At 62.8% G+C, this 20,555-nt stretch carries 15 protein-coding genes; all 15 read left to right on the forward strand.

Annotation, left to right across the window (positions count from 1 at the left end; all coding sequences use genetic code 11):
• Positions 1–15 precede the first annotated feature (15 nt).
• Positions 16–4,932 carry a calcium-binding protein gene (locus N8H74_RS20430; RefSeq protein ID WP_262149831.1) on the forward strand — a complete coding sequence of 1,639 codons (4,917 nt, stop codon included), beginning with the start codon at positions 16–18 and terminating at the stop codon, positions 4,930–4,932.
• A gap of 253 nt (positions 4,933–5,185) precedes the next feature.
• The gene (gene rfbF, locus N8H74_RS20435; protein WP_217832232.1) at positions 5,186–5,959 is read left to right on the forward strand and encodes a glucose-1-phosphate cytidylyltransferase; all 774 of its coding nucleotides are present in this window, start codon (positions 5,186–5,188) and stop codon (positions 5,957–5,959) included.
• Positions 5,941–7,023 carry a CDP-glucose 4,6-dehydratase gene (gene rfbG / locus N8H74_RS20440; RefSeq protein WP_217832231.1) on the forward strand — a complete coding sequence of 361 codons (1,083 nt, stop codon included), beginning with the start codon at positions 5,941–5,943 and terminating at the stop codon, positions 7,021–7,023. The genes rfbF and rfbG overlap by 19 nt, the downstream gene beginning before the upstream one ends.
• The gene (rfbC, locus tag N8H74_RS20445; protein WP_217832230.1) at positions 7,020–7,580 is read left to right on the forward strand and encodes a dTDP-4-dehydrorhamnose 3,5-epimerase; all 561 of its coding nucleotides are present in this window, start codon (positions 7,020–7,022) and stop codon (positions 7,578–7,580) included. Before rfbG ends, rfbC begins: the two co-directional genes overlap by 4 nt.
• Positions 7,577–8,803, forward strand: a complete 1,227-nt coding sequence (locus N8H74_RS20450; protein WP_262149834.1) for a class I SAM-dependent methyltransferase — start codon at positions 7,577–7,579, stop codon at positions 8,801–8,803. Before rfbC ends, N8H74_RS20450 begins: the two co-directional genes overlap by 4 nt.
• Entirely contained in the window at positions 8,800–9,918 is a 1,119-nt protein-coding gene (locus N8H74_RS20455; protein ID WP_262149836.1) for a DegT/DnrJ/EryC1/StrS family aminotransferase, read from the forward strand. Before N8H74_RS20450 ends, N8H74_RS20455 begins: the two co-directional genes overlap by 4 nt.
• On the forward strand, positions 9,915–10,580 hold the full coding sequence (locus N8H74_RS20460) for a NeuD/PglB/VioB family sugar acetyltransferase (RefSeq protein WP_217832227.1): 666 nt from the start codon (positions 9,915–9,917) through the stop codon (positions 10,578–10,580). Before N8H74_RS20455 ends, N8H74_RS20460 begins: the two co-directional genes overlap by 4 nt.
• Before the next feature lie 29 nt (positions 10,581–10,609).
• Entirely contained in the window at positions 10,610–11,338 is a 729-nt protein-coding gene (locus tag N8H74_RS20465; RefSeq protein WP_217832226.1) for a cephalosporin hydroxylase family protein, read from the forward strand.
• A 52-nt stretch (positions 11,339–11,390) separates the two neighbouring features.
• Positions 11,391–14,306: a TIGR00180 family glycosyltransferase gene (locus N8H74_RS20470; RefSeq protein WP_262149839.1), complete on the forward strand. Its 2,916-nt coding sequence runs from the start codon at positions 11,391–11,393 to the stop codon at positions 14,304–14,306.
• A gap of 29 nt (positions 14,307–14,335) precedes the next feature.
• Positions 14,336–15,337, forward strand: coding sequence for a UDP-N-acetylglucosamine 4,6-dehydratase (inverting) (gene pseB, locus N8H74_RS20475; protein ID WP_262149840.1), 1,002 nt, complete (start codon positions 14,336–14,338; stop codon positions 15,335–15,337).
• Positions 15,334–16,491 carry a UDP-4-amino-4,6-dideoxy-N-acetyl-beta-L-altrosamine transaminase gene (pseC, locus tag N8H74_RS20480; RefSeq protein ID WP_262149841.1) on the forward strand — a complete coding sequence of 386 codons (1,158 nt, stop codon included), beginning with the start codon at positions 15,334–15,336 and terminating at the stop codon, positions 16,489–16,491. Before pseB ends, pseC begins: the two co-directional genes overlap by 4 nt.
• A gap of 30 nt (positions 16,492–16,521) precedes the next feature.
• A complete protein-coding gene (locus N8H74_RS20485) occupies positions 16,522–17,142 on the forward strand; it encodes a pseudaminic acid biosynthesis-associated methylase (RefSeq protein ID WP_217832222.1) in 621 nt (206 codons plus the stop codon).
• Positions 17,139–17,834: a pseudaminic acid cytidylyltransferase gene (gene pseF / locus N8H74_RS20490; RefSeq protein ID WP_262149844.1), complete on the forward strand. Its 696-nt coding sequence runs from the start codon at positions 17,139–17,141 to the stop codon at positions 17,832–17,834. The genes N8H74_RS20485 and pseF overlap by 4 nt, the downstream gene beginning before the upstream one ends.
• On the forward strand, positions 17,831–19,333 hold the full coding sequence (pseG, locus tag N8H74_RS20495; protein ID WP_262149846.1) for a UDP-2,4-diacetamido-2,4,6-trideoxy-beta-L-altropyranose hydrolase: 1,503 nt from the start codon (positions 17,831–17,833) through the stop codon (positions 19,331–19,333). The genes pseF and pseG overlap by 4 nt, the downstream gene beginning before the upstream one ends.
• Positions 19,330–20,382, forward strand: a complete 1,053-nt coding sequence (gene pseI, locus N8H74_RS20500; protein ID WP_217832219.1) for a pseudaminic acid synthase — start codon at positions 19,330–19,332, stop codon at positions 20,380–20,382. The genes pseG and pseI overlap by 4 nt, the downstream gene beginning before the upstream one ends.
• The last annotated feature ends 173 nt before the right edge of the window (positions 20,383–20,555 follow it).

Consider the following 20,555-nt stretch of genomic DNA (forward strand, 5'->3'; position numbering starts at 1 on the left):
GGCAAGGAAGAAACAATGGCAGTCATAAACGGGACAAACGGCGCGGATACGCTGACGGGAACCAGTGGGGATGACGAGATCAATGGCCTGGCTGGCAATGATCTGATTCTGGGTGGTGCGGGCGCGGACAAGATCGATGGCGGCACGGGGATCGACACCGTCGACTATTCGGCTTCGACCGGGGCGATCAATGTCGACATTCGCTACGGCAGCCCGGGCCGTGCCGGCATCGGTGGCGACTCGGAAGGCGACACCCTGTTCAATATCGAGAAGGTGATCGGCACCGCCTTCAACGACACCTTCAGCATCGACACCCTTACTGCGACCTTCGAGGGTGGCGCGGGTGATGACGTGTACATCATCAATGGCGTGGGCGGCACTGTCGTCGAACAGGCCGGCGGTGGTAACGACGAAGTACGTACCAACTACTACTTCCAGTCCCTGAACGCCAACGTCGAGCGCCTGACCTACACCGGCACTGGCGCGTTCACTGGTTACGGTAACGCCAGCGACAACATCATCACCGGTGGCATCGGCAACGACACGCTGTTTGGTGGTGACGGTGCGGACCAGTTCATCGGCGGTGCGGGCATCGACACCGTCGGTTATACCGACAGCACCGTCGGGGTCACTGTGAACTTCAAGACCGGGATTCACTCCGGCATTGCCAAGGGCGACACCTTCACCGACATCGAAGGCGTCCTGGGTTCGAAATACAACGACACCTTCGTCGCCGACGGCCGTGCCATGGCGTTCAATGGTGATATCGGGATCGACACGGTCGATTACTCCACCTCTGCCGAAGCGATCAATGTCGACATCCGTTATGGCGCTCCGGGCCGTGCCGGCATCGGTGGCGACTCGGAAGGCGACACCCTGTTCAATATCGAGAAAGTCATCGGCACCGCCTTCAACGACACCTTCAGCCTGGACACCCTCACCGCGACGTTCGAAGGGGGGGCGGGCGATGACATTTACATCATCAACGGCGTGGGCGGGACTGTCATCGAACAGGCCGGCGGCGGCAACGACGAAGTGCGCACCAGCTACTACACCCAGTCGTTGAACGCCAACGTCGAGCGCCTGACCTACACCGGCACCGGCGCGTTTACCGGTTACGGTAACGCCAGCGACAACATCATCACCGGCGGCATCGGCAACGACACGCTGTTCGGTGGCGCGGGTGCGGACCAGTTCATCGGCGGTGCGGGCATCGACACCGTTGGCTACACCGACAGCACCGTTGGCGTCACCGTCAACTTCAAGACCGGGGTCAACTCGGGCATCGCGGCGGGCGACACTTTCACCGACATCGAAGGTGTCCTGGGTTCGAAATACAACGACACCTTCGTCGCCGACGGCCGTGCCATGGCGTTCAATGGTGATATCGGCATCGACACGGTCGATTACTCCACCTCTGCCGAAGCGATCAATGTCGATATCCGCTATGGCGCTCCGGGCCGTGCCGGCATCGGTGGCGACTCGGAAGGCGACACCCTGTTCAATATCGAGAAGGTGATCGGCAGCGCGTTCAACGACACCTTCAGCATCGACACCCTCACCGCGACCTTCGAAGGTGGCGCGGGTGATGACGTTTACATCATCAACGGTGTGGGCGGTACTGTCATCGAACAGGCCGGCGGCGGCAACGACGAAGTGCGCACCAGCTACTACACCCAGTCGTTGAACGCCAACGTCGAGCGCCTGACCTACACCGGCACCGGCGCGTTTACCGGTTACGGTAACGCCAGCGACAACATCATCACCGGCGGCATCGGCAACGACACGCTGTTCGGTGGCGCGGGTGCGGACCAGTTCATCGGCGGTGCGGGCATCGACACCGTTGGCTACACCGACAGCACCGTTGGCGTCACCGTCAACTTCAAGACCGGGGTCAACTCGGGCATCGCGGCCGGCGATACCTTCACCGACATCGAAGGTGTCCTGGGTTCGAAATACAACGACACCTTCGTCGCCGACGGCCGCGTCATGGCCTTCAATGGTGATACCGGTATCGACACGGTGGACTATTCGGGTTCCACCTCAGCGATCAACGTCGATATCCGTTATGGCGCCCCGGGCCGTGCCGGTATCGGTGGCGACTCGGAAGGCGACACCCTGTTCAATATCGAGAAGGTGATCGGCAGCGCGTTCAACGACACCTTCAGCCTGGATACCCTCACCGCGACATTCGAAGGCGGCGCGGGTGATGATGTGTACATCATCAACGGCGTGGGCGGTACTGTCATCGAACAGGCAGGTGGCGGCAACGACGAGGTACGTACCAGCTACGGCACGCAATCGCTGAACGCCAACGTCGAGCGCCTGACCTACACCGGCACTGGCGCGTTTACCGGTTACGGCAACGCCAGCGACAACGTCATCACTGGCGGCATCGGCAACGACACCCTGTTTGGTGGTGACGGTGCGGACCAGTTCATCGGCGGTGCAGGCGTCGACACCGTTGGCTACACCGACAGCACTGTCGGCGTCACCGTGAACTTCAAGACCGGGATCAACTCGGGCATCGCTACGGGCGACACCTTCACCGACATCGAAGGCATCCTGGGCTCGAAATACAACGACACCTTCGTCGCTGACGGTCGCGTATTTGCCTTTGACGGTGGTACGGGAATCGACACCGTGGATTATTCGGGCTCCGCCGAAGCAATCAACGTCGACATTCGTTATGGCACCCCGGGCCGTGCCGGCATTGGCGGCGATGCTCAGGGCGATACCCTGATCAACATCGAGAAAGTCATCGGCACCGCGTTCAATGACACCTTCAACCTCGATACCCTGACGGTCACCTTCGAGGGCGGTGCAGGTAACGATGTGTACATCATCAACGGCATCGGCGGCACGGTGATCGAACAGGCTGGCGGTGGTGACGACGAGGTGCGCACCAACTACGGCACGCAGTCCCTGAACGCCAACGTCGAGCGCCTGACCTACACCGGCACCGGCGCCTTTACCGGTTACGGCAATGCCAGCGACAACATCATCACTGGCGGCATTGGCAACGACACGCTGTTCGGTGGTGACGGCGCGGATCAGTTCATCGGCGGTGCAGGCATCGACGTCGCCGGCTACACCGACAGCACCGTCGGCGTGACGCTCAACTTCAAGACCGGGGTCAACTCCGGCATTGCAGCGGGCGACACCTACACTGGCATCGAAGGCATCCTGGGCTCGAAATACAACGACACCTTCGTCGCTGACAGCCGCGTATTTGCCTTTGACGGCGGTACGGGAATCGACACCGTGGATTATTCGGGTTCCACCGAAGCAATCAACGTCGACATTCGTTATGGCACCCCGGGCCGTGCCGGCATTGGCGGCGATGCTCAGGGCGATACCCTGATCAACATCGAGAAAGTCATCGGCACCGCGTTCAATGACACCTTCAACCTCGATACCCTGACGGTCACCTTCGAGGGCGGTGCAGGTAACGATGTGTACATCATCAACGGCATCGGCGGCACGGTGATCGAACAGGCTGGCGGTGGTGACGACGAGGTGCGCACCAACTACGGCACGCAGTCCCTGAACGCCAACGTCGAGCGCCTGACCTACACCGGCACGGGCGCCTTTACCGGTTACGGTAACGCTGGCGACAACATCATGACCGGCGGCATCGGCAACGACACGTTCTTTGGTGGCGATGGCGCGGACCAGTTCATCGGTGGTGCCGGCATGGACACCGTTGGCTACACCGACAGCACCGTGGGCGTCAGCATCAACCTGAAGACCGGGGTCAATACCGGGATCGCGCTGGGTGACACCTACAACAGCATCGAAGCGATTCGTGGTTCGAACTACAACGACATCTTCGTCGGCGGTACGGCCGCCATGGCGCTGGACGGCGGTACGGGTCTGGACATGGTCAGCTATGAGAACTCGGACAGTGCGGTCACCATCGACCTGAAGACCAAGGCCAATGGCGGTGATGCCGCTGGCGATACTTACACCGGGATCGAAATCTTCCAGGGCAGCCAGTTTGCCGACACGTTGTCGGGCTCGGCCGGCTACGACAACTTCATTGGCGGTGCCGGTGCTGACGTCATTGATGGTCGCGAGGGTATCGACACGGTCTGGTACGTCAACAACGGCACCGCCGTGGACATCAACCTGGCGACCGGCGTCAATCAGGGCGGCGACGCCCAGGGCGATGTGCTGATCAGCGTCGAGAGCATCATCGGCACCAACTTCAACGACACCTTGACCGGTAATGCGCTGACCAACGGGCTTGAAGGTGGTCTGGGCAATGATGTCATTTATGGCGGCGACGGCGACGACTACCTCTACGGCAGCTTCTTCACCGCGCTCGGGCCGTTCGCGGTCGACGCGCTCGCTGCCGGCCCGCAAGCGGACATGCTGTACGGCGGCAATGGCAACGACACGATCGTCAGTGCGCCGGATGACCGCGGAACCTTCGCCTTCGGCGAAGCGGGCAACGACAGCATCACCGTGGTCAGCGGCACCGCCGATGGTGGCGATGGCGCAGACGCCTTGACCGGCACCGGCGCCAACTTCGTGCTGCTGGGTGGCGCGGGCAATGACACGCTGAAACTGGGCCTGGCGGGTGTGTACCCATGGCAGATGAAGTCCGGAGGTTTTGCCAACGGCGGCGAAGGGGATGACACCTACACCGTCAACACCAGCCTGTTGGTAACCATTCAGGACACTGGCGCCAGCCGTGGCGACAAGTTGATCCTGGCCAATATCAGTTCCAGGGAGTTGCTGCTCGATCGCGTGGGTGATGATCTGTACCTGCACCGGTCGACATTCGCCGCAGGCCAGACACCGGAGGAGGGCGTACGCCTCAAGGACTGGTTCGCCGGCTCCGACACCATCGAACAGATCCAGACGGCTGATAACCAGATTATCAATCTGCCAGCCAACAGTGATGCGTTCGCCATGTTTGGCTGATAACTGAACCGTTGATGTCGCTGCACGAAAGGGATGGATCCGGTGACGGGTTCATCCCTTTTTTCATGCCTGCGCGTCCCGTCGACGCAGCGCTTGCGGAGCTGGCGCGTTTCCTGCAAGTCCCCCTCAAATCGCCATAAAACGAGCGCTCGCGGTCATCGCCCCTGCGCCCGGAACGGCAGACAGGTTTAGCCAGGTGGCCGCCATGCGCAGAAAGCAGCGCGCAGCCCGGTGACGAACGAGAGGGGAGACGATGAAGGCAGTTATTTTGGCGGGTGGCCTGGGCACGCGCATCAGTGAAGAGTCGCACCTCAAGCCGAAACCGATGATCGAGATCGGCGGCAAGCCAATTCTCTGGCACATCATGAAACAGTATTCCGCGCACGGAATTCACGATTTCGTGATTTGCCTTGGCTACAAGGGCTACGCGATCAAAGACTTCTTCGCCAACTACTTCCTGCACACCTCCGACGTGACGTTCGACATGCGTGAAAACCGCATGGACGTTCACCAGAACTACAGCGATCCATGGCGAGTGACCCTGGTCGACACCGGCGAGGAAACCATGACCGGTGGTCGTCTGCGTCGTGTGTCGCGCTATCTGGAAAACGAAAAGGCGTTCTGCTTCACCTACGGCGACGGCGTTTCGGACCTCAATATCAGCGCACTGGTGGACTTCCACCTGACTCACGGCAAACTGGCGACCGTCACCGCCGTCCAACCGCCGGGACGCTATGGCGCTCTGGATCGCGATGGCGACCGGGTATTGGGTTTCACCGAAAAGCCGCGCGGCGACGGTGGCTGGATCAATGGTGGTTTCTTCGTGCTGTCGCCCAAAGTCCTGCCGCTGATCGACGGCGACGAAACGTCGTGGGAGTCCGGCCCCCTGGACGGCCTTGCCGAGCGCGGCGAGCTGATGGCGTTCCAGCACGAAGGCTTCTGGCAGCCGATGGACACCCTGCGTGACAAGAACCATCTCGAAGCCTTGTGGCAGAGCGGGGAGGCCCCATGGAAGCAATGGGACTGAGTCCGGAATTCTGGCGCGGCAAACGGGTTCTGGTGACCGGCCACACCGGTTTCAAGGGCAGTTGGCTGACCCTGTGGCTGCAAAGCCTGGGTGCGCAGGTCAGCGGGTTTTCCCTCGACCCGTCGACCGAGCCGAGCCTGTTCGAACTGGCGCGGGTCGGCGAAGGCATCAACGATCAGCGCGGTGACCTGCGCGATCTCGGCGCCTTGCTGGAAATCATCGCCGACACCGAGCCGGAGATCGTCCTGCACCTGGCGGCCCAGCCACTGGTGCGCGAGGGCTATCGCGATCCGCTCGGCACTTACTCCAGCAACGTCATGGGCACCCTCAACCTGCTGGAAGCGATTCGTCAGGTGGGTTGCGTGCGGGCCTGCGTGCTGGTGACCACCGACAAGGTCTACGCCAACAAGGAATGGCTGTGGCCGTACCGCGAGGACGAAGCCCTTGGCGGTCATGATCCTTACAGCAGCAGCAAGGCGTGCTGCGAATTGCTGGCACAGTCTTACGCGGCATCGTTCTTCCCGGCCGACAAGTACGCCGAGCACGGTCTGGCACTGGCCACCGCGCGTGCCGGCAACGTGTTGGGCGGCGGTGATTTCGCCCCTGAGCGACTGATTCCCGACGTACTCCGGGCGTGGACGGCGGATGAGCCGGTGACCCTGCGTTACCCGCAAGCCGTGCGCCCGTGGCAGCACGCGCTGGAGCCGCTGGCCGGTTACCTGCAACTGGCCGCCGGGCTCTACGAACAAGGCCCGGAATACGCCGGGGCGTGGAACTTCGGCCCGGGCGAGGCGGACATGTGCAGCGTCGGCGAAGTGGTCGAACTGCTCGCCAACCGCTGGCCCCAGGCCCGTGGCCTGCGCATCGAACCGAGCGACCTGCACGAAGCCGGCCTGCTGCGCCTGGACAGCAGCCGCGCCCGTCAGGTGCTCGGCTGGCAGCCACGCTGGTCGTTGCAGCAATGCCTGACCCAGACCCTCGACTGGCACCTGGCCTGGCAGAACGGCGATGACATGCGCACCGTGACCCTCGGTCAATTGAACCTGTACCGGGGCGCGCTGTGAGCGAATTTTCCTTGCAGGCCTTGCCGCTGGCCGGGCTGTTCAACGTGCGGCACAAGCGCTTCGAAGACCAGCGCGGGCACTTCGCCCGACTGTTCTGCGAAGGCAGCCTGAAGGCGTTCGGCAGCGAATTTCATATCCGCCAGATCAACCACTCCTGCACCCGTGAGAAGGGCAGCGTGCGCGGTCTGCATTACCAGAACGCCAACGCGCCGGAAGCCAAGTTGATCACCTGCCTGCGCGGCGAAGTGTGGGACGTGGCGGTGGATCTGCGCCCGGACTCGGCCACCTTTCTGCACTGGCACGCCGAGCATCTGAAGGCCGGCGATGGCCGCAGCCTGCTGATCCCGGCCGGTTTCGCCCACGGCTTCCAGACCCTCACCGACGACGCCGAACTGCTCTACCTGCACAGCGCCGATTACACGCCGGAGCACGAGGGTGGTCTGTCGGTGAACGATCCACGGCTGGCGATTGCCTGGCCGTTGCCTGTCAATAATCTGTCGGTGCGGGACTCCAGCCATCCCGTGCTCGATCAACATTTTGCTGGAGTGCGTCTATGAACTGCCGTGGGTGCGCCGCACCGCTGAGCCTGCCGTTGATCGATCTCGGCACTTCGCCGCCGTCCAACGCCTATGTGCACGCCGATCGCCTCGAGCAGGCCGAGCAGTGGGTGCCGCTGAAGGTCGCCGTGTGCCAGCAATGCTGGCTGGTGCAGACCGAGGATTACACCAGCGCCGAAAGCCTGTTCGACGCCGAGTACGCCTACTTCAGTTCGTTCTCCAGCACCTGGCTGGCCCACGCCGAGCGCTATGTGGCCGAGATGGCCGAACGCTTTGGCCTGACTGCCGACAGCCGTGTGGTGGAAGTCGCCGCCAACGACGGTTATCTGTTGCAGTACGTGGCCGCGCGCGGGATCCAGTGCCTGGGCGTCGAGCCGACCCGCAGCACCGCACAGGCCGCACGGGAAAAAGGCCTGGAGATTCGTGAGCTGTTCTTCGGTCGCGACACCGCCGCGCAACTGCGAAGCGAAGGCTGGGGCGCCGATCTGATGGCGGCCAACAACGTGCTGGCCCATGTGCCGGACATCAACGATTTCCTCGGTGGTTTCGCGACGCTGCTCAAGCCGACCGGCGTGGCCACGTTCGAATTCCCGCAACTGCTGACGCTGATGGCCGGCGCGCAGTTCGACACGCTCTATCACGAACACTATTCCTACCTGTCCCTGACCGCCGTGCAGGCCCTGTGCGAGCGCAATGGCCTGGAAGTGTTCGACGTCAGTCAGTTGACCACCCATGGCGGCTCGCTGCGGGTGTTCGTCCAGCGCCAGGACGGTGAGCGCCGTGCCGTTCAGCCGGCAGTGCAGCAGCAGTTGCAGGCCGAACTCGATGCGGGCGTGAAAACCCCCGGCTACTACGCGACCCTCGCGCCGGCCGCTGAAAACATCAAACACCAGTTGCTGCGTTTCCTGCTGCAGGCCAAGGCCGAGGGCAAGCGCGTGGTGGGTTATGGCGCGGCGGCCAAGGGCAACACCTTGCTCAACTACGCCGGTGTCCGCGCGGATCTGCTGGCCTGGGTGGCCGACGCCAATCCGCACAAGCAGGGCAAATACCTGCCGGGCAGTCGCATTCCGATCGTCGCGCCCGAGCGTATCGAACTGGAAAAGCCCGACTACATCCTGGTTCTGCCATGGAACCTGTTGAGTGAAGTGACCCGGCAACTGTCTTCGGCCAAAACATGGGGCGCGCGTTTCGTTGTCGCCGTTCCGGAGTTGAGCATCCAATGAGCAGAATTCATTACACCAAGCCGAGCGTCGGCGAACTCGAGGCCCGCTATGCCCTGGATGCCGTGCAGAACGGCTGGGGCGCCCGTTGCTACGAATACCTGACCCGCTTCGAACACGGCTTCGCCGAGCATCTGGGCGCGACCTACGCGATCGCTACCTCCAGCTGCACCGGCGCCTTGCACATGGGCATGGCGGCGCTGGGCATCGGCGCCGGTGACGAGGTGATCCTGGGCAACACCAACTGGATCGCCTCGGCGGCGCCGATCACCTACCTGGGTGCCACGCCGGTATTCGTCGATGTGCTGGCCGATAGCTGGTGCCTGGACCCACAGCGGGTCCGGGAGGCGATTACCCCGCGCACCAAGGCGATTCTGGCGGTGCATCTGTACGGCAACCTGTGCGACATGGATGCGTTGCTGGCCCTGGGTCGCGAGTTCGGCATTCCGGTGATCGAGGATGCGGCGGAAGCCATAGGCTCACAGTGGCGCGGCAAGGCAGCAGGCTCGCTCGGCGCTTTCGGGGCTTTTTCGTTCCATGGCACCAAGACCATGACCACCGGCGAAGGCGGGATGTTCGTCACCTCCGACAAGGCGTTGTACGAGCGGGTCCTGACCCTGTCCAACCACGGTCGGGTGGCGGGCTGCACCAAGCAGTTCTGGCCGGAGTTCGTCGGCTTCAAATACAAGATGAGCAACTTGCAGGCGGCGGTCGGCTGCGCGCAGGTCGAGCGGATCGACGAGTTGATCGAGCGCAAGCGGGCGATTTTCGCTTACTACGCCCAGGCGTTGACCGGGCTGCCGGGTGTCTCGATGAACCCGCAGCCTGCCCATGCGCAAAATGGCTACTGGATGCCGACGGTGGTGTTCGATGAAAGCACCGGCGTGACTCGCGAAGAGCTGATCGAGGCGTTCCAGGCGGCCAACATCGATGCCCGGGTGTTCTTCTGGCCGCTGTCTTCGCTGCCGATGTTTGACGTACCTGTGACTACGCCCGTGGCCTTTGCGTTGCCGGGGCGTGCCATCAACCTGCCTAGCTATCACGACATGACCGAAGCGGATCAGAACCGGGTCATCGAGGTCGTGCGCGTTGTTCTCAAGCACAAGGGGATACTGTGAAGATCTATCTATTGGGTGCCGCCAATCCTGAAACGATGCGCATGATCCTGGCGATTCAGCGCGCGCTGCCAAACCAGGAATTCGCCTTTCTCGACAACGATCCGGCCAAGCAGGGCACGCTGTTCCACGGCTTGCCGGTGGTTGGTGGTCTGGATCGGGTGGCAGAGCTCAAGGGCGACGATGTGCGGTTCGTCAATCTGATCACCGGCAGCACGACCACGCGATACCAGACCACCTGCCGCATCGTCGAGGCCGGAGGGCAACTGGGCAACTTCATTCACCCGAGCATCGACCTGACGATGACGAGCATGGGCACCGGCAACTATTTGCAGGAAGGGGTGATTCTCCAGGCAGAAGTTTCCATCGGTGATAACAGCAGTATTCACATGGGCGCCTTGATCGCCCATGAAAGCCATGTCGGCAACTCGGTGTTCATTGCCCATGGCGTGAGCGTTTCCGGTTGCTGCGAGATCGGCGACGGGACCTTCATCGGGACCAACGCAAGCATTCTGCCGCGCATTCGAATCGGTCGCTGGGCGACGATCGGTGCCGGTGCCGTGGTGACCAAGGACGTTCCGGACTACGCGGTCGTGGTCGGCAATCCCGGCAAAATCATCAAGTCCAATCCTGATTCCTTTCAAGACGGCCGGGTTTTCAAGTAACCGCCGCCAATCAAATTCTGGAGTGTGCAATGAATCCGCATGAACAGTTTCGCGAAGAAGTAAAAGAGAACATCCAGGGGCTGCAGCAGGACAAGGCGCTGCAAGCGGCCTCGCAGGACTGGATCGATACGACCGCCAAGCACAAGTACACCTACAACTTCAGCTGGATGGGCCGCCCGATCATTCAGTTCCCCCAGGACATGATCGCCATGCAGGAGATCATCTGGTCGGTGAAGCCGGACATCATCGTTGAAACCGGGATCGCCCACGGCGGCTCGCTGGTGTTCTACGCCTCGATGCTGGAACTGATCGGCCATGGCGAAGTGTTGGGCATCGATATCGACATCCGCCAGCACAACCGTGAAGCCATTGAAACTCACCCGATGAGCAAGCGGATTCAGATGATCCAGGGGTCGAGCATCGACCCGGCGATCGTCGATGAAGTGCGTCAGCGCGTCGCCGGCAAGAAAGTGCTGGTGGTGCTGGACTCCAACCACACTCACGAACATGTGCTGGCGGAGTTGCAGGCCTACGCCCCGCTGACCTCGGTGGACAGCTATTGCGTGGTGATGGATACCGTCGTGGAGGACATGCCGCAGGACGCGTTCCCTGATCGTCCGTGGGGCAAGGGCGACAATCCGAAAACCGCGGTCTGGGCCTATCTGGAAGAAAACCGCGATTTCGAGATCGACCATGCCGTTCACGGCAAGTTGCTGATCACTGTCGCGCCGGATGGCTATCTGCGCCGCGTACGTTAATCGACACGACATCGTTGAGTTCTTTCGGCTACTCGCCGGTTGGGGAAATTTTATGCAAGGCAAGAACCGCTCTGAAACGCAATTGGCACTCCACGAACAGTTGACCGTGGTGCTGATCTCACACGAACGACCGGCGTTCCTGCGGCGGGCGGTGACTTTTTACAGCAGCTTGCCTTACAGGATTCTCGTCCTGGACTCCTCTGCCGAGGCTCAGCCAGGCATGGCCGGCCGCTACCCGAACGTCGACTACCAGCACCTGCCGCAATACGGTTACTGGGGCATTCGGGCCAAGCTGGCCTACGGTGTGGATCAGGTCGCCACGCCTCTGATGGTGTTTGCCGCCGACGACGATTTCCATGTGCCCGAGGCCTTGCACGAGTCCGTAGCGTTCATGCAGGCCAACCCTGATTACAGCCTTTGCCACGGCTACAGCATGATGTATCTGTCGCTGGCCAACAGTGTCAGTTACTACCGGCGCGACAAGAAAGTCTGCGAAGACTACGCCTCGGACGTGGCGCAGGAGCGTATACACGATTACCTGTATCAGTACCTGCCACCGTTCTATGCCGTACAGCGCACAGCCGTCCTGCGTGAGTGGTATGAAGTCCTGCCACACGACACGTCCTTCCAGTGGCAGGAAGTCGGGCACACCTACTATCTGCTGGCGCGCGGCAAGGCGCGGATTCTGCCGATCCCGTATGTGGTGCGTGAGCTCAACTACCAGCATTCCGACCACAACACCGAGATCTACCACTCGCTGGCCTACACCGATGCCAAGCATGTCGCCGAGCGCGACGCCTTTGCCGGTTTCCTGGCCGGGTTGCCGACCCAGGTCCAGCATCAGGATCCGCAGCAGGGCAAGCAGAGCGTGCTGGACAGCTTCGAGGCCCTGGCCGACGGCCTGCGGGTCGGTCGCGCGCTGACCGCCGAGCTGGTGTTCGAATCGGCCTGGACCGATATCGAGGCCGGTCCGCAGCGCCGTTTCGGCCCGAAACAGTACGTCGAAATGCCGTTCTACAATCAGCCATTCTTCGATCAGCTGACCCAATTCGAATTCCTGCTGCATTCGATGCCGGCGGGACGTTTACAATTGCAGGGCCTGGAAGGCATCTGGGCGCGTCAGCAGAACCTGATGCTGGCCCGCAACAACGACACGCCGGAAAGCGTGGTTGACCGCTTGTGGCAGGCCCACGACAGCAACGTCTTCAACCGCGCAGTCATCAGCCGTCTGATCGACCAGTTGCAGTCGATGGGCGAGGACGAAGACGCGCAAAAACTGCGTGACTGGATCGCGCGCCTGCAAGCGGTGGAAGGCAACGATCAGGCCTTCGGCAAGATGCTCACCGGCCGCCTGCTCAAGTGGCTCGCGGCGCGCCAGCCGGATGCCGCTCAGGCCGAGGCGATTGCCAGCCATCTGGCGGCCAATGACGGCGGCCCGCAGTTCGGTATTTTCCTGCTCGATCTGGATAACGACATCGGCAAGCTGCAGACCACCCTGGACAGCTTGCTTGAAGGTCACAGCAAGGCGTTCAAAGTGGTGGTGTTCACCACCGGTGAGCCGCCAGCGGCGACCACTGCGCAGAACACGCTGCACTTCGTACGCGTCACGGCGGGCAACTTCGTCGACAAACTGAACCTGAGCGTCCGTCAGTCGCCGTGCGACTGGCTGCTGCTGGCCGAGGCGGGCGACGAGTTCACCGCTGGCGGCCTGCTGCGCGCCGGTCTGGAGCTGGCGTGCGCCTCTGAATGCCGCGCGGTCGCCACCGACGAAATCCAGCGGACCGCCGACGGCGCCCTGGTGGATGTATTCCGTCCCGGCTTCAACCTTGACCTGCTGCAAAGCCTGCCGGCCCTCATGGCGCGGCATTGGCTGATCCGGCGTGACGTGCTGATCGAGGTCGGTGGTTACCAGGCCGATTTCAGCAAGGCGCTGGAATTCGATCTGCTGCTGCGCATCATCGAGCAGGGCGGGCTGGGCGGTCTGGCTCACCTCGACGAACCGCTGCTGATTGCCCAGGCCTCGGTGCTGGAAGAGAACGCCGACGAGCGTCAGGCGCTGCTGCGTCATCTCGGCAATCGTGGCTACAAGGCGAAGATTACCTCGGCCAAGCCGGGCACCTATCAGGTCGACTATCGCCACGCCGAACAGCCGCTGGTGTCGGTCATCCTGCCGGCCAGCGATGACCTGCCGGCCCTGCAACGTTGCCTGGAAGGCCTGCTGCTCAGAACCCGCTACACCCGCTATGAAGTGTTGATCGCGGCCAGCTCGAATCAGTCGGCCGCTGTCAATGACTGGCTGGGCACACTGAGCCAGGCCAGGGTGCGGGTGCTGCACGCCGACCAGCCGCTCGACAGCGTGGCGCTGTGCAACGCCGCCAGCCAGCAGGCGCAGGGTGAATACCTGGTGCTGATGGCGGCGGACAGCGAAGTGGTCAATCCGAACTGGATCGAGTCGCTGCTCAACCATGCCCAGCGTCCGGAAGTCGGCGTGGTCGGCGTGAAACTGGTCGACCGCGATGGCAAGATCGCCCAGGCCGGCCTGATTCTCGGCCTCAATGGCGGTGTCGGCTCGGCCTTCGTCGGTGACAAGCATGATGCCGACGGCTATATGCAGCGTCTGGCCGTGGAGCAGAACTATTCGGCGGTGTCGGGCGTGTGCCTGATGATCGGCAAGGAGCTGTTTGACGCGCTGGGAGGCCTGGACGAGCAGTTCGCCGAAGGCTTCAGCGACGTCGACCTGTGCCTGAAGGCCGGTCAGGCCGGTTTCCTCAACGTGTGGACGCCGCTGGTTCAGGTCATCCATTCGGGTGACGTGGCGCAGTCCCCGCAAGCGCTGCAAGCGCTGCGTGAAAAATGGTCCTCGGCTTTCGCCCAGGACGCCGCCTACAACGCCAACCTGAGCCTGAGCGGCAAAGGTTTTGTTCTCAACGAAAGTGCTTCGCTGGACTGGGCGCAGTTGCTCGCCTAAGCCTTCGCACAGGGAACAGGATTCAAGACATGTTCAACGGTAAATCGATCTTCATCTCCGGTGGCACCGGCTCGTTCGGTCGCAACTTCATCCGCCGCCTGCTTGAGCAATACCAGCCCAAGCGGGTGGTGGTGTTCTCCCGCGATGAACTCAAGCAGTACGAAATGCAGCAGACGTTCAACGCGCCGTGCATGCGGTACTTCCTCGGTGACGTGCGCGACGCCGATCGTCTGCGCCAGGCCATGCGCGGCATCGACTACGTGGTGCATGCCGCCGCGTTGAAGCAGGTGCCGGCGGCGGAATACAACCCGACCGAATGCATCCGCACCAACGTCAACGGCGCGGAAAACATCATCGCCGCTGCCATCGACAACGGCGTGAAGCAAGTCGTGGCGCTGTCCACCGACAAGGCCGCGAGCCCGATCAACCTGTACGGCGCGACCAAGTTGCTGTCGGACAAATTGTTCGTCGCCGCCAACAACATCGCTGGTGAGCAACAGACGCGATTCGCCGTGGTGCGCTACGGCAACGTTGCCGGTTCGCGCGGTTCGGTGGTGCCGTTCTTCAGCAAGCTGATCGCCGATGGCGCCACTGAGCTGCCGATCACCGACGAGCGCATGACCCGGTTCTGGATCACCCTCGACCACGGCGTGCAGTTCGTTCTCGACAGCTTCGCGCGGATGCACGGCGGCGAAGTGTTCGTGCCGAAGATCCCGTCGATCCGCATCGTCGATCTGGCGCGGGGCATGGCCGAGCATCTGCCGCACAAAAACGTCGGCATCCGTCCGGGAGAAAAGCTGCACGAGCTGATGGTGCCGCTGGATGACGCGCGGATGACCCTGGAATTCGCCGATCACTACACCATCCAGCCGTCGATCCGTTTCACCAGCGTCGACGTGGATTTTGCCGTGGACCGTCTCGGCGAGCACGGCCGGCCGGTAGGCGAGGACTTCGAATACCGCTCCGACACCAACCCGCATTTCCTCTCGGTGGGCCAGATCGCCGACCTGCACGCGAAGCTGTCGGCATGATTCCCTACGGCCGGCAGAGCGTCGATCAGGCCGATATCGACGCGGTGGTCGAGGTGTTGCAATCGGACTGGCTGACCCAGGGGCCGACCATCGAACGCTTCGAGCAAGCGGTGGCCGAACGGTGCCAGGCGGATTTCGCCGTGGCGGTGTGCAACGCCACGGCGGCGCTGCACATTGCCTGCGTGGCGGCGGGGCTGGGGCCGGGCGACTATTTGTGGACGACGCCGAACACCTTTCTCGCCTCGGCCAACTGCGGGCGTTATTGCGGCGCCGATGTCGACTTCGTGGACATCGATCCGCTGACCTGGAACCTCGATGCCGAGGTGCTGGCCGGCAAACTCGACCGCGCCGAGCAAACCGGGACACTGCCCAAAGTGTTGGTGGCGGTGGCGTTCTCCGGGCAGAGCTGCGACATGCGGCGCATTGCCGAACTGGCCGAGCGCTACAACTTCACGGTGATCGAAGACGCGTCCCACGCAGTCGGTGCGTCCTATGCGGGGCGCCCGGTCGGGTGCGGTGAATTCGCCGCGATGACCGTGTTCAGTTTCCACCCGGTGAAGATCATCACCAGTGCCGAAGGCGGCATGGTGCTGACCAATCGCCCGGAACTGGCCGAGCGCCTGCAACGCCTGCGCAGCCACGGCATGACCCGTGATCCGCAACAGATGACCGAACCCAGCCACGGCCCGTGGTACTACCAGCAGATCGAGCTGGGCTTCAATTACCGGATCACCGATCTGCAAGCCGCGCTGGGTTTGTCGCAGCTCGACAAACTGGATGCTTTCATCGCCCGGCGTCGTGAACTGGCGGCGCGCTACAACCGGTTGCTGGCGTACCTGCCGGTGACATTGCCGAGCGCGCAGCCTGAGGCCGAATCCGCCTGGCACCTGTACGTGATTCGCTTGCAGAACGAGCGCATCGGCCTCAGCCACCGTCAGGTGTTCGAAGGCTTGCGCGCGGCCGGTATCGGCGTGAACCTGCACTATATTCCGCTGCACTTGCAGCCGTACTATCGTGACCTGGGTTTTGCCGAAGGGGACTTTCCCGAGGCCGAACGTTATTACACCGAAGCGATCAGCCTGCCGATGTTTCCGCTGTTGAGCGATGCGCAACAGGATCATGTGGTGGAGCAACTGCGTCGTCTGACCGAATAAATTGCCTGTGGCGACGAATGGGAATCTGCAATGCGTGACCTGAGTGAGCAGGAAAAATTCTGGCAGGGCGAGTTCGGTAACCAGTACGTCGAACGCAACGTCGGCCAGCCGCTGGTGGCGGCCAATCTGGCGTTGTTCGCCAAGGCGCTGACCCGCGCCGGCCGCATCGAGAGTCTGGTCGAGCTGGGCACCAACGCCGGCAACAATTTGCAGGCGCTGCGTCAGTTGCTGCCGCGATGCGCGTTGTTCGGCGTCGAGATCAACGCCAGTGCCTGCGCCCAGGCGCAAGCACTGGACATTGCGCAGATCTGGCACGGTTCGCTGTTCGACTTTCCTCGCGAGCGCCGCTACGACCTGACCCTCAGCAAAGGCGTGCTGATTCACCTGGCGCCGGAACTGTTACCGGCCGCCTATGCGCAGCTGTACGAGCTGAGCCAGCGCTACATCCTGATCGCTGAGTACTACAACCCGGCGCCGGTGGAAGTGTCTTATCGCGGCAACAGCGGCAAGCTGTTCAAGCGCGATTTTGCCGGTGAAATGCTCGATCGCTATCCCGACCTGCAACTGCTGGACTACGGCTTCGGTTATCACCGCGATCCGCAGTTCCCGGTCGACGACATCACCTGGTTTCTTCTGGAAAAACGCTCTTGAGCAACGTGGCGATCATCCCGGCGCGCGGTGGCAGCAAACGCATCCCGCGCAAGAACCTCAAGCCGTTCGATGGGGTGCCGATGATTGTCCGCTCGATCCGCACGGCACTGGATTCGCGGTTGTTCGATCAGGTGGTGGTCAGCACCGATGACGAGGAAATCGCCGACGTGTCTCGGGCGCATGGCGCCGACGTGCCGTTCCTGCGTCCGGCGCAACTGGCCGATGATTTCACCGGCACGGCGGCCGTGATCGTGCATGCCTTGCAGCAACTGCCGGCCTTCGATTACGCCTGCTGCGTGTACGCCACGGCGCCGCTGTTGCAGGCACGGTATCTGCGTGAGGGGTTTGAGTTGCTGGAACAGCATGCGGACAAGTCGTTCGCCTTTTCGGTAACGGGTTTTGGCTTTCCGGTGCAGCGCGCGCTGACTCTCGACGGGCAGGGCGCCCTGACCGCGCTGTATCCGCAATTTCGCGACACCCGTTCCCAGGATTTGCCCGAGGCCTTCCAGGATGCCGGCCAGTTCTATTGGGGCCGGCGCGAGGCGTGGCTGCGCGGCGAGGTGCTCTATTCGCCGGCCAGCCTGCCGGTGATCCTGCCCCGGCATCTGGTACAGGACATCGACACCGCCGAAGACTGGACGCGCGCCGAATACCTTTACGCCGCGCTCAAGGCCGGCGGAGAACTGCAATGAGAGTGCTGATTCGCGCCGACGCGTCGCCGACCATCGGCAGCGGTCACATTGCCCGCTGCCTGACCCTGGCCAGGGTGCTGCGCGCCCAGGGCAGTCACGTAGCGTTTGCCTGTCGTCGCTTGCCGGGGCATCGGCTGGAGGCCTTGCAGGCCGAGGGCTTCGCAACCTTCGCGTTGCCGGATCGCTATCCCGGTGAGGACCCACAGCAAGCCATCGAGTCGATGCTGCCGTGGCAGGCGGACATCGACGCCCTGGCCGCGCTGCTCGACGGCCAGGCCGATTTCGACTGGATCATCGTCGATCATTACGGCCTCGATCATCACTGGCAGACCGCCGCGCGCCGCTGGGCGCTGCGGATTGCCGCCGTGGATGATCTGGCGACCCGTCGCTACAGCGTCGATCTGTTGCTTAACCAGAATCTGTCGGGTCTCAGCGAAAACTATGCGCCGCTGCTGCCCGAGAATTGCCGGACGCTGCTCGGCCCGCGTTACGCGATGCTGCGCGACGAGTTCAATTGCCCGGCCATCGCGATCAAGCCGGTCGCGCGGCGGGTGCTGGTGAACTTCGGCGGTTTCGACGCGGCGCGGCAGACGCACCACGCGATGCTTGCGCTGGCGAACTTTCCCGAACTGGAAGTGGACTTCGTTGCTGGCGCCGACAACCCGGCGTGGGCACAGATGCAGGCCCTGGCCGAGACGCGGCCGAACTGGCGCCTGCACAGTTTTGTCAGTGACTTTTATCAACGCATGACCGAGGCCGATCTGTTCATTGGCGCGGGCGGCGGCACCAGTTGGGAGCGCGCGGCGATGGGGTTGCCGACGATCTGCGTCGCGGTGTCGAACAACCAGCAGGCCAACGGCGAAGTGATGGCGGCGGCGGGTGCGCATGTGTTCATGGGCGCACGGGAGCAGGTCAGCGTCGAGCAACTGCGTGATGCCATCGGTTTTGTTGCCGAGAATTTTTACCTGCGCCAGAGCCTGGCCGAGCGCTCGCGGCAACTGGTCGACGGACGCGGGGCGCAGCGGGTGGCGGCGGCACTGGCTGGCGCGGTCCTCACCTTGCGTGTGGCGACGCTGGACGACGCGCCGTTGCTGTTCGACGGTCGCAATGCCGAGGCGGTGCGGCGCTGGTCGCTGGAGACCGGGGTGATCGAATGGCCGGCGCACCTGAACTGGCTGACCGCGAGTCTGAGCAATCCCCAGCGTCTGTTGCTGATCGCCGAGGCCGACGACGGCCCGGTGGGCGTCTTGCGCTACGACCTGCGCGGTTTCGAGGCCGAAGTCTCGCTGTATCTGTTCGAAGGCCGCTTCGGCCTCGGCTGGGGCAGGGCGCTGCTGGCGCGGGGCGAGGCGTTCGTCAGCGCGCACTGGCCGTCCCTCACGGCAATCACCGCGCAGGTGCTGCCGGCCAATCGGCCCTCGCTGACTGTATTTCACGACGCCGGGTTCAGCCAGGCTGCCTGCGCGTTCATCAAGGTTTTGAAGGAACACCGCCCATGAGCAGTTTCAGGATTGGCGACCGTCTGATCGGTGCCGACGCACCGCCGTTCATCATTGCCGAGATGAGCGGCAACCATAACCAGTCGCTGGACGTGGCGCTGCAGATTGTCGATGCAGCGGCGAAGGCCGGGGCGCACGCCTTGAAGCTGCAAACCTACACCGCCGAGACCATGACCCTGGATCTGGCCGAGGGCGAGTTCTTCATCAAGGACCCGAACAGCCTGTGGGCCGGCACGTCTTTGTACGATCTGTATGAAAAGGCCCATACCCCATGGGAGTGGCACGCGCCGATTTTCGCCCGGGCCAAAGCCTTGGGGATGCTCGCGTTCTCGACGCCGTTCGATGATTCGGCAGTGGATTTTCTCGAAAGCCTCGACGTGCCGGCCTACAAGATCGCCAGTTTCGAAAACACCGACCTGCCGCTGATCCGCCGCGTGGCCGCCACGGGCAAGCCGCTCATCATCTCCACCGGCATGGCGAGCATCGCCGAGCTCGATGAAACCGTGCGCGCCGCCCGTGAGGCCGGGTGCAAGGATCTGGTGCTGCTCAAATGCACCAGCACCTACCCGGCAACCCCGGTCAACAGCAACGTGCGCACGATCCCGCATCTGCGCGAGCTGTTCGGGTGCGAAGTGGGGCTGTCGGATCACTCGATGGGCGTCGGTGTCTCGGTGGCGGCCGTGGCGCTCGGGGCGACCGTGGTGGAAAAGCACTTTACCCTTGATCGCGCTGCCGGCGGGGTCGACGCCAGTTTCTCCCTGGAGCCGGCGGAACTTGCCAGCCTGGTGCTGGAAACCGAACGCGCCTGGCAGGCCATGGGCCAGGTGCATTACGGGGTGACGGAGGCCGAGCGCAAGTCGCTGGTGTACCGTCGGTCGCTGTACGTCACCGCCGACATGGCTGCCGGTGAACCCTTCACGGCGGCCAACCTGCGCGCCATCCGTCCCGGCCTCGGTCTGCCGCCCAAGCACACCGATGCCGTCCTCGGCCGCCGCGCGCGCGCGCCGATCAAACGTGGCACGCCGCTGGACTGGTCGTTGGTCGAATAACCCGATCTGCAACCGATTCGGCAAAATGGCGTGACCTGCGAGTCATAACGCGCATCTTCACTGTATTGTAATGACCGGGGAGATGGCGCCTGACCCGTTATCGGTTTCAGTGATAGCCCTCTGCGCTCCCCGTGGCTGCCCGTTGTGGCGGCCGTTTTCTGTTTGTCGGCGCC

Origin of the sequence: Pseudomonas sp. B2M1-30 (genome assembly GCF_025447575.1) — a bacterium.
Classification (GTDB): domain Bacteria; phylum Pseudomonadota; class Gammaproteobacteria; order Pseudomonadales; family Pseudomonadaceae; genus Aquipseudomonas; species Aquipseudomonas botevensis.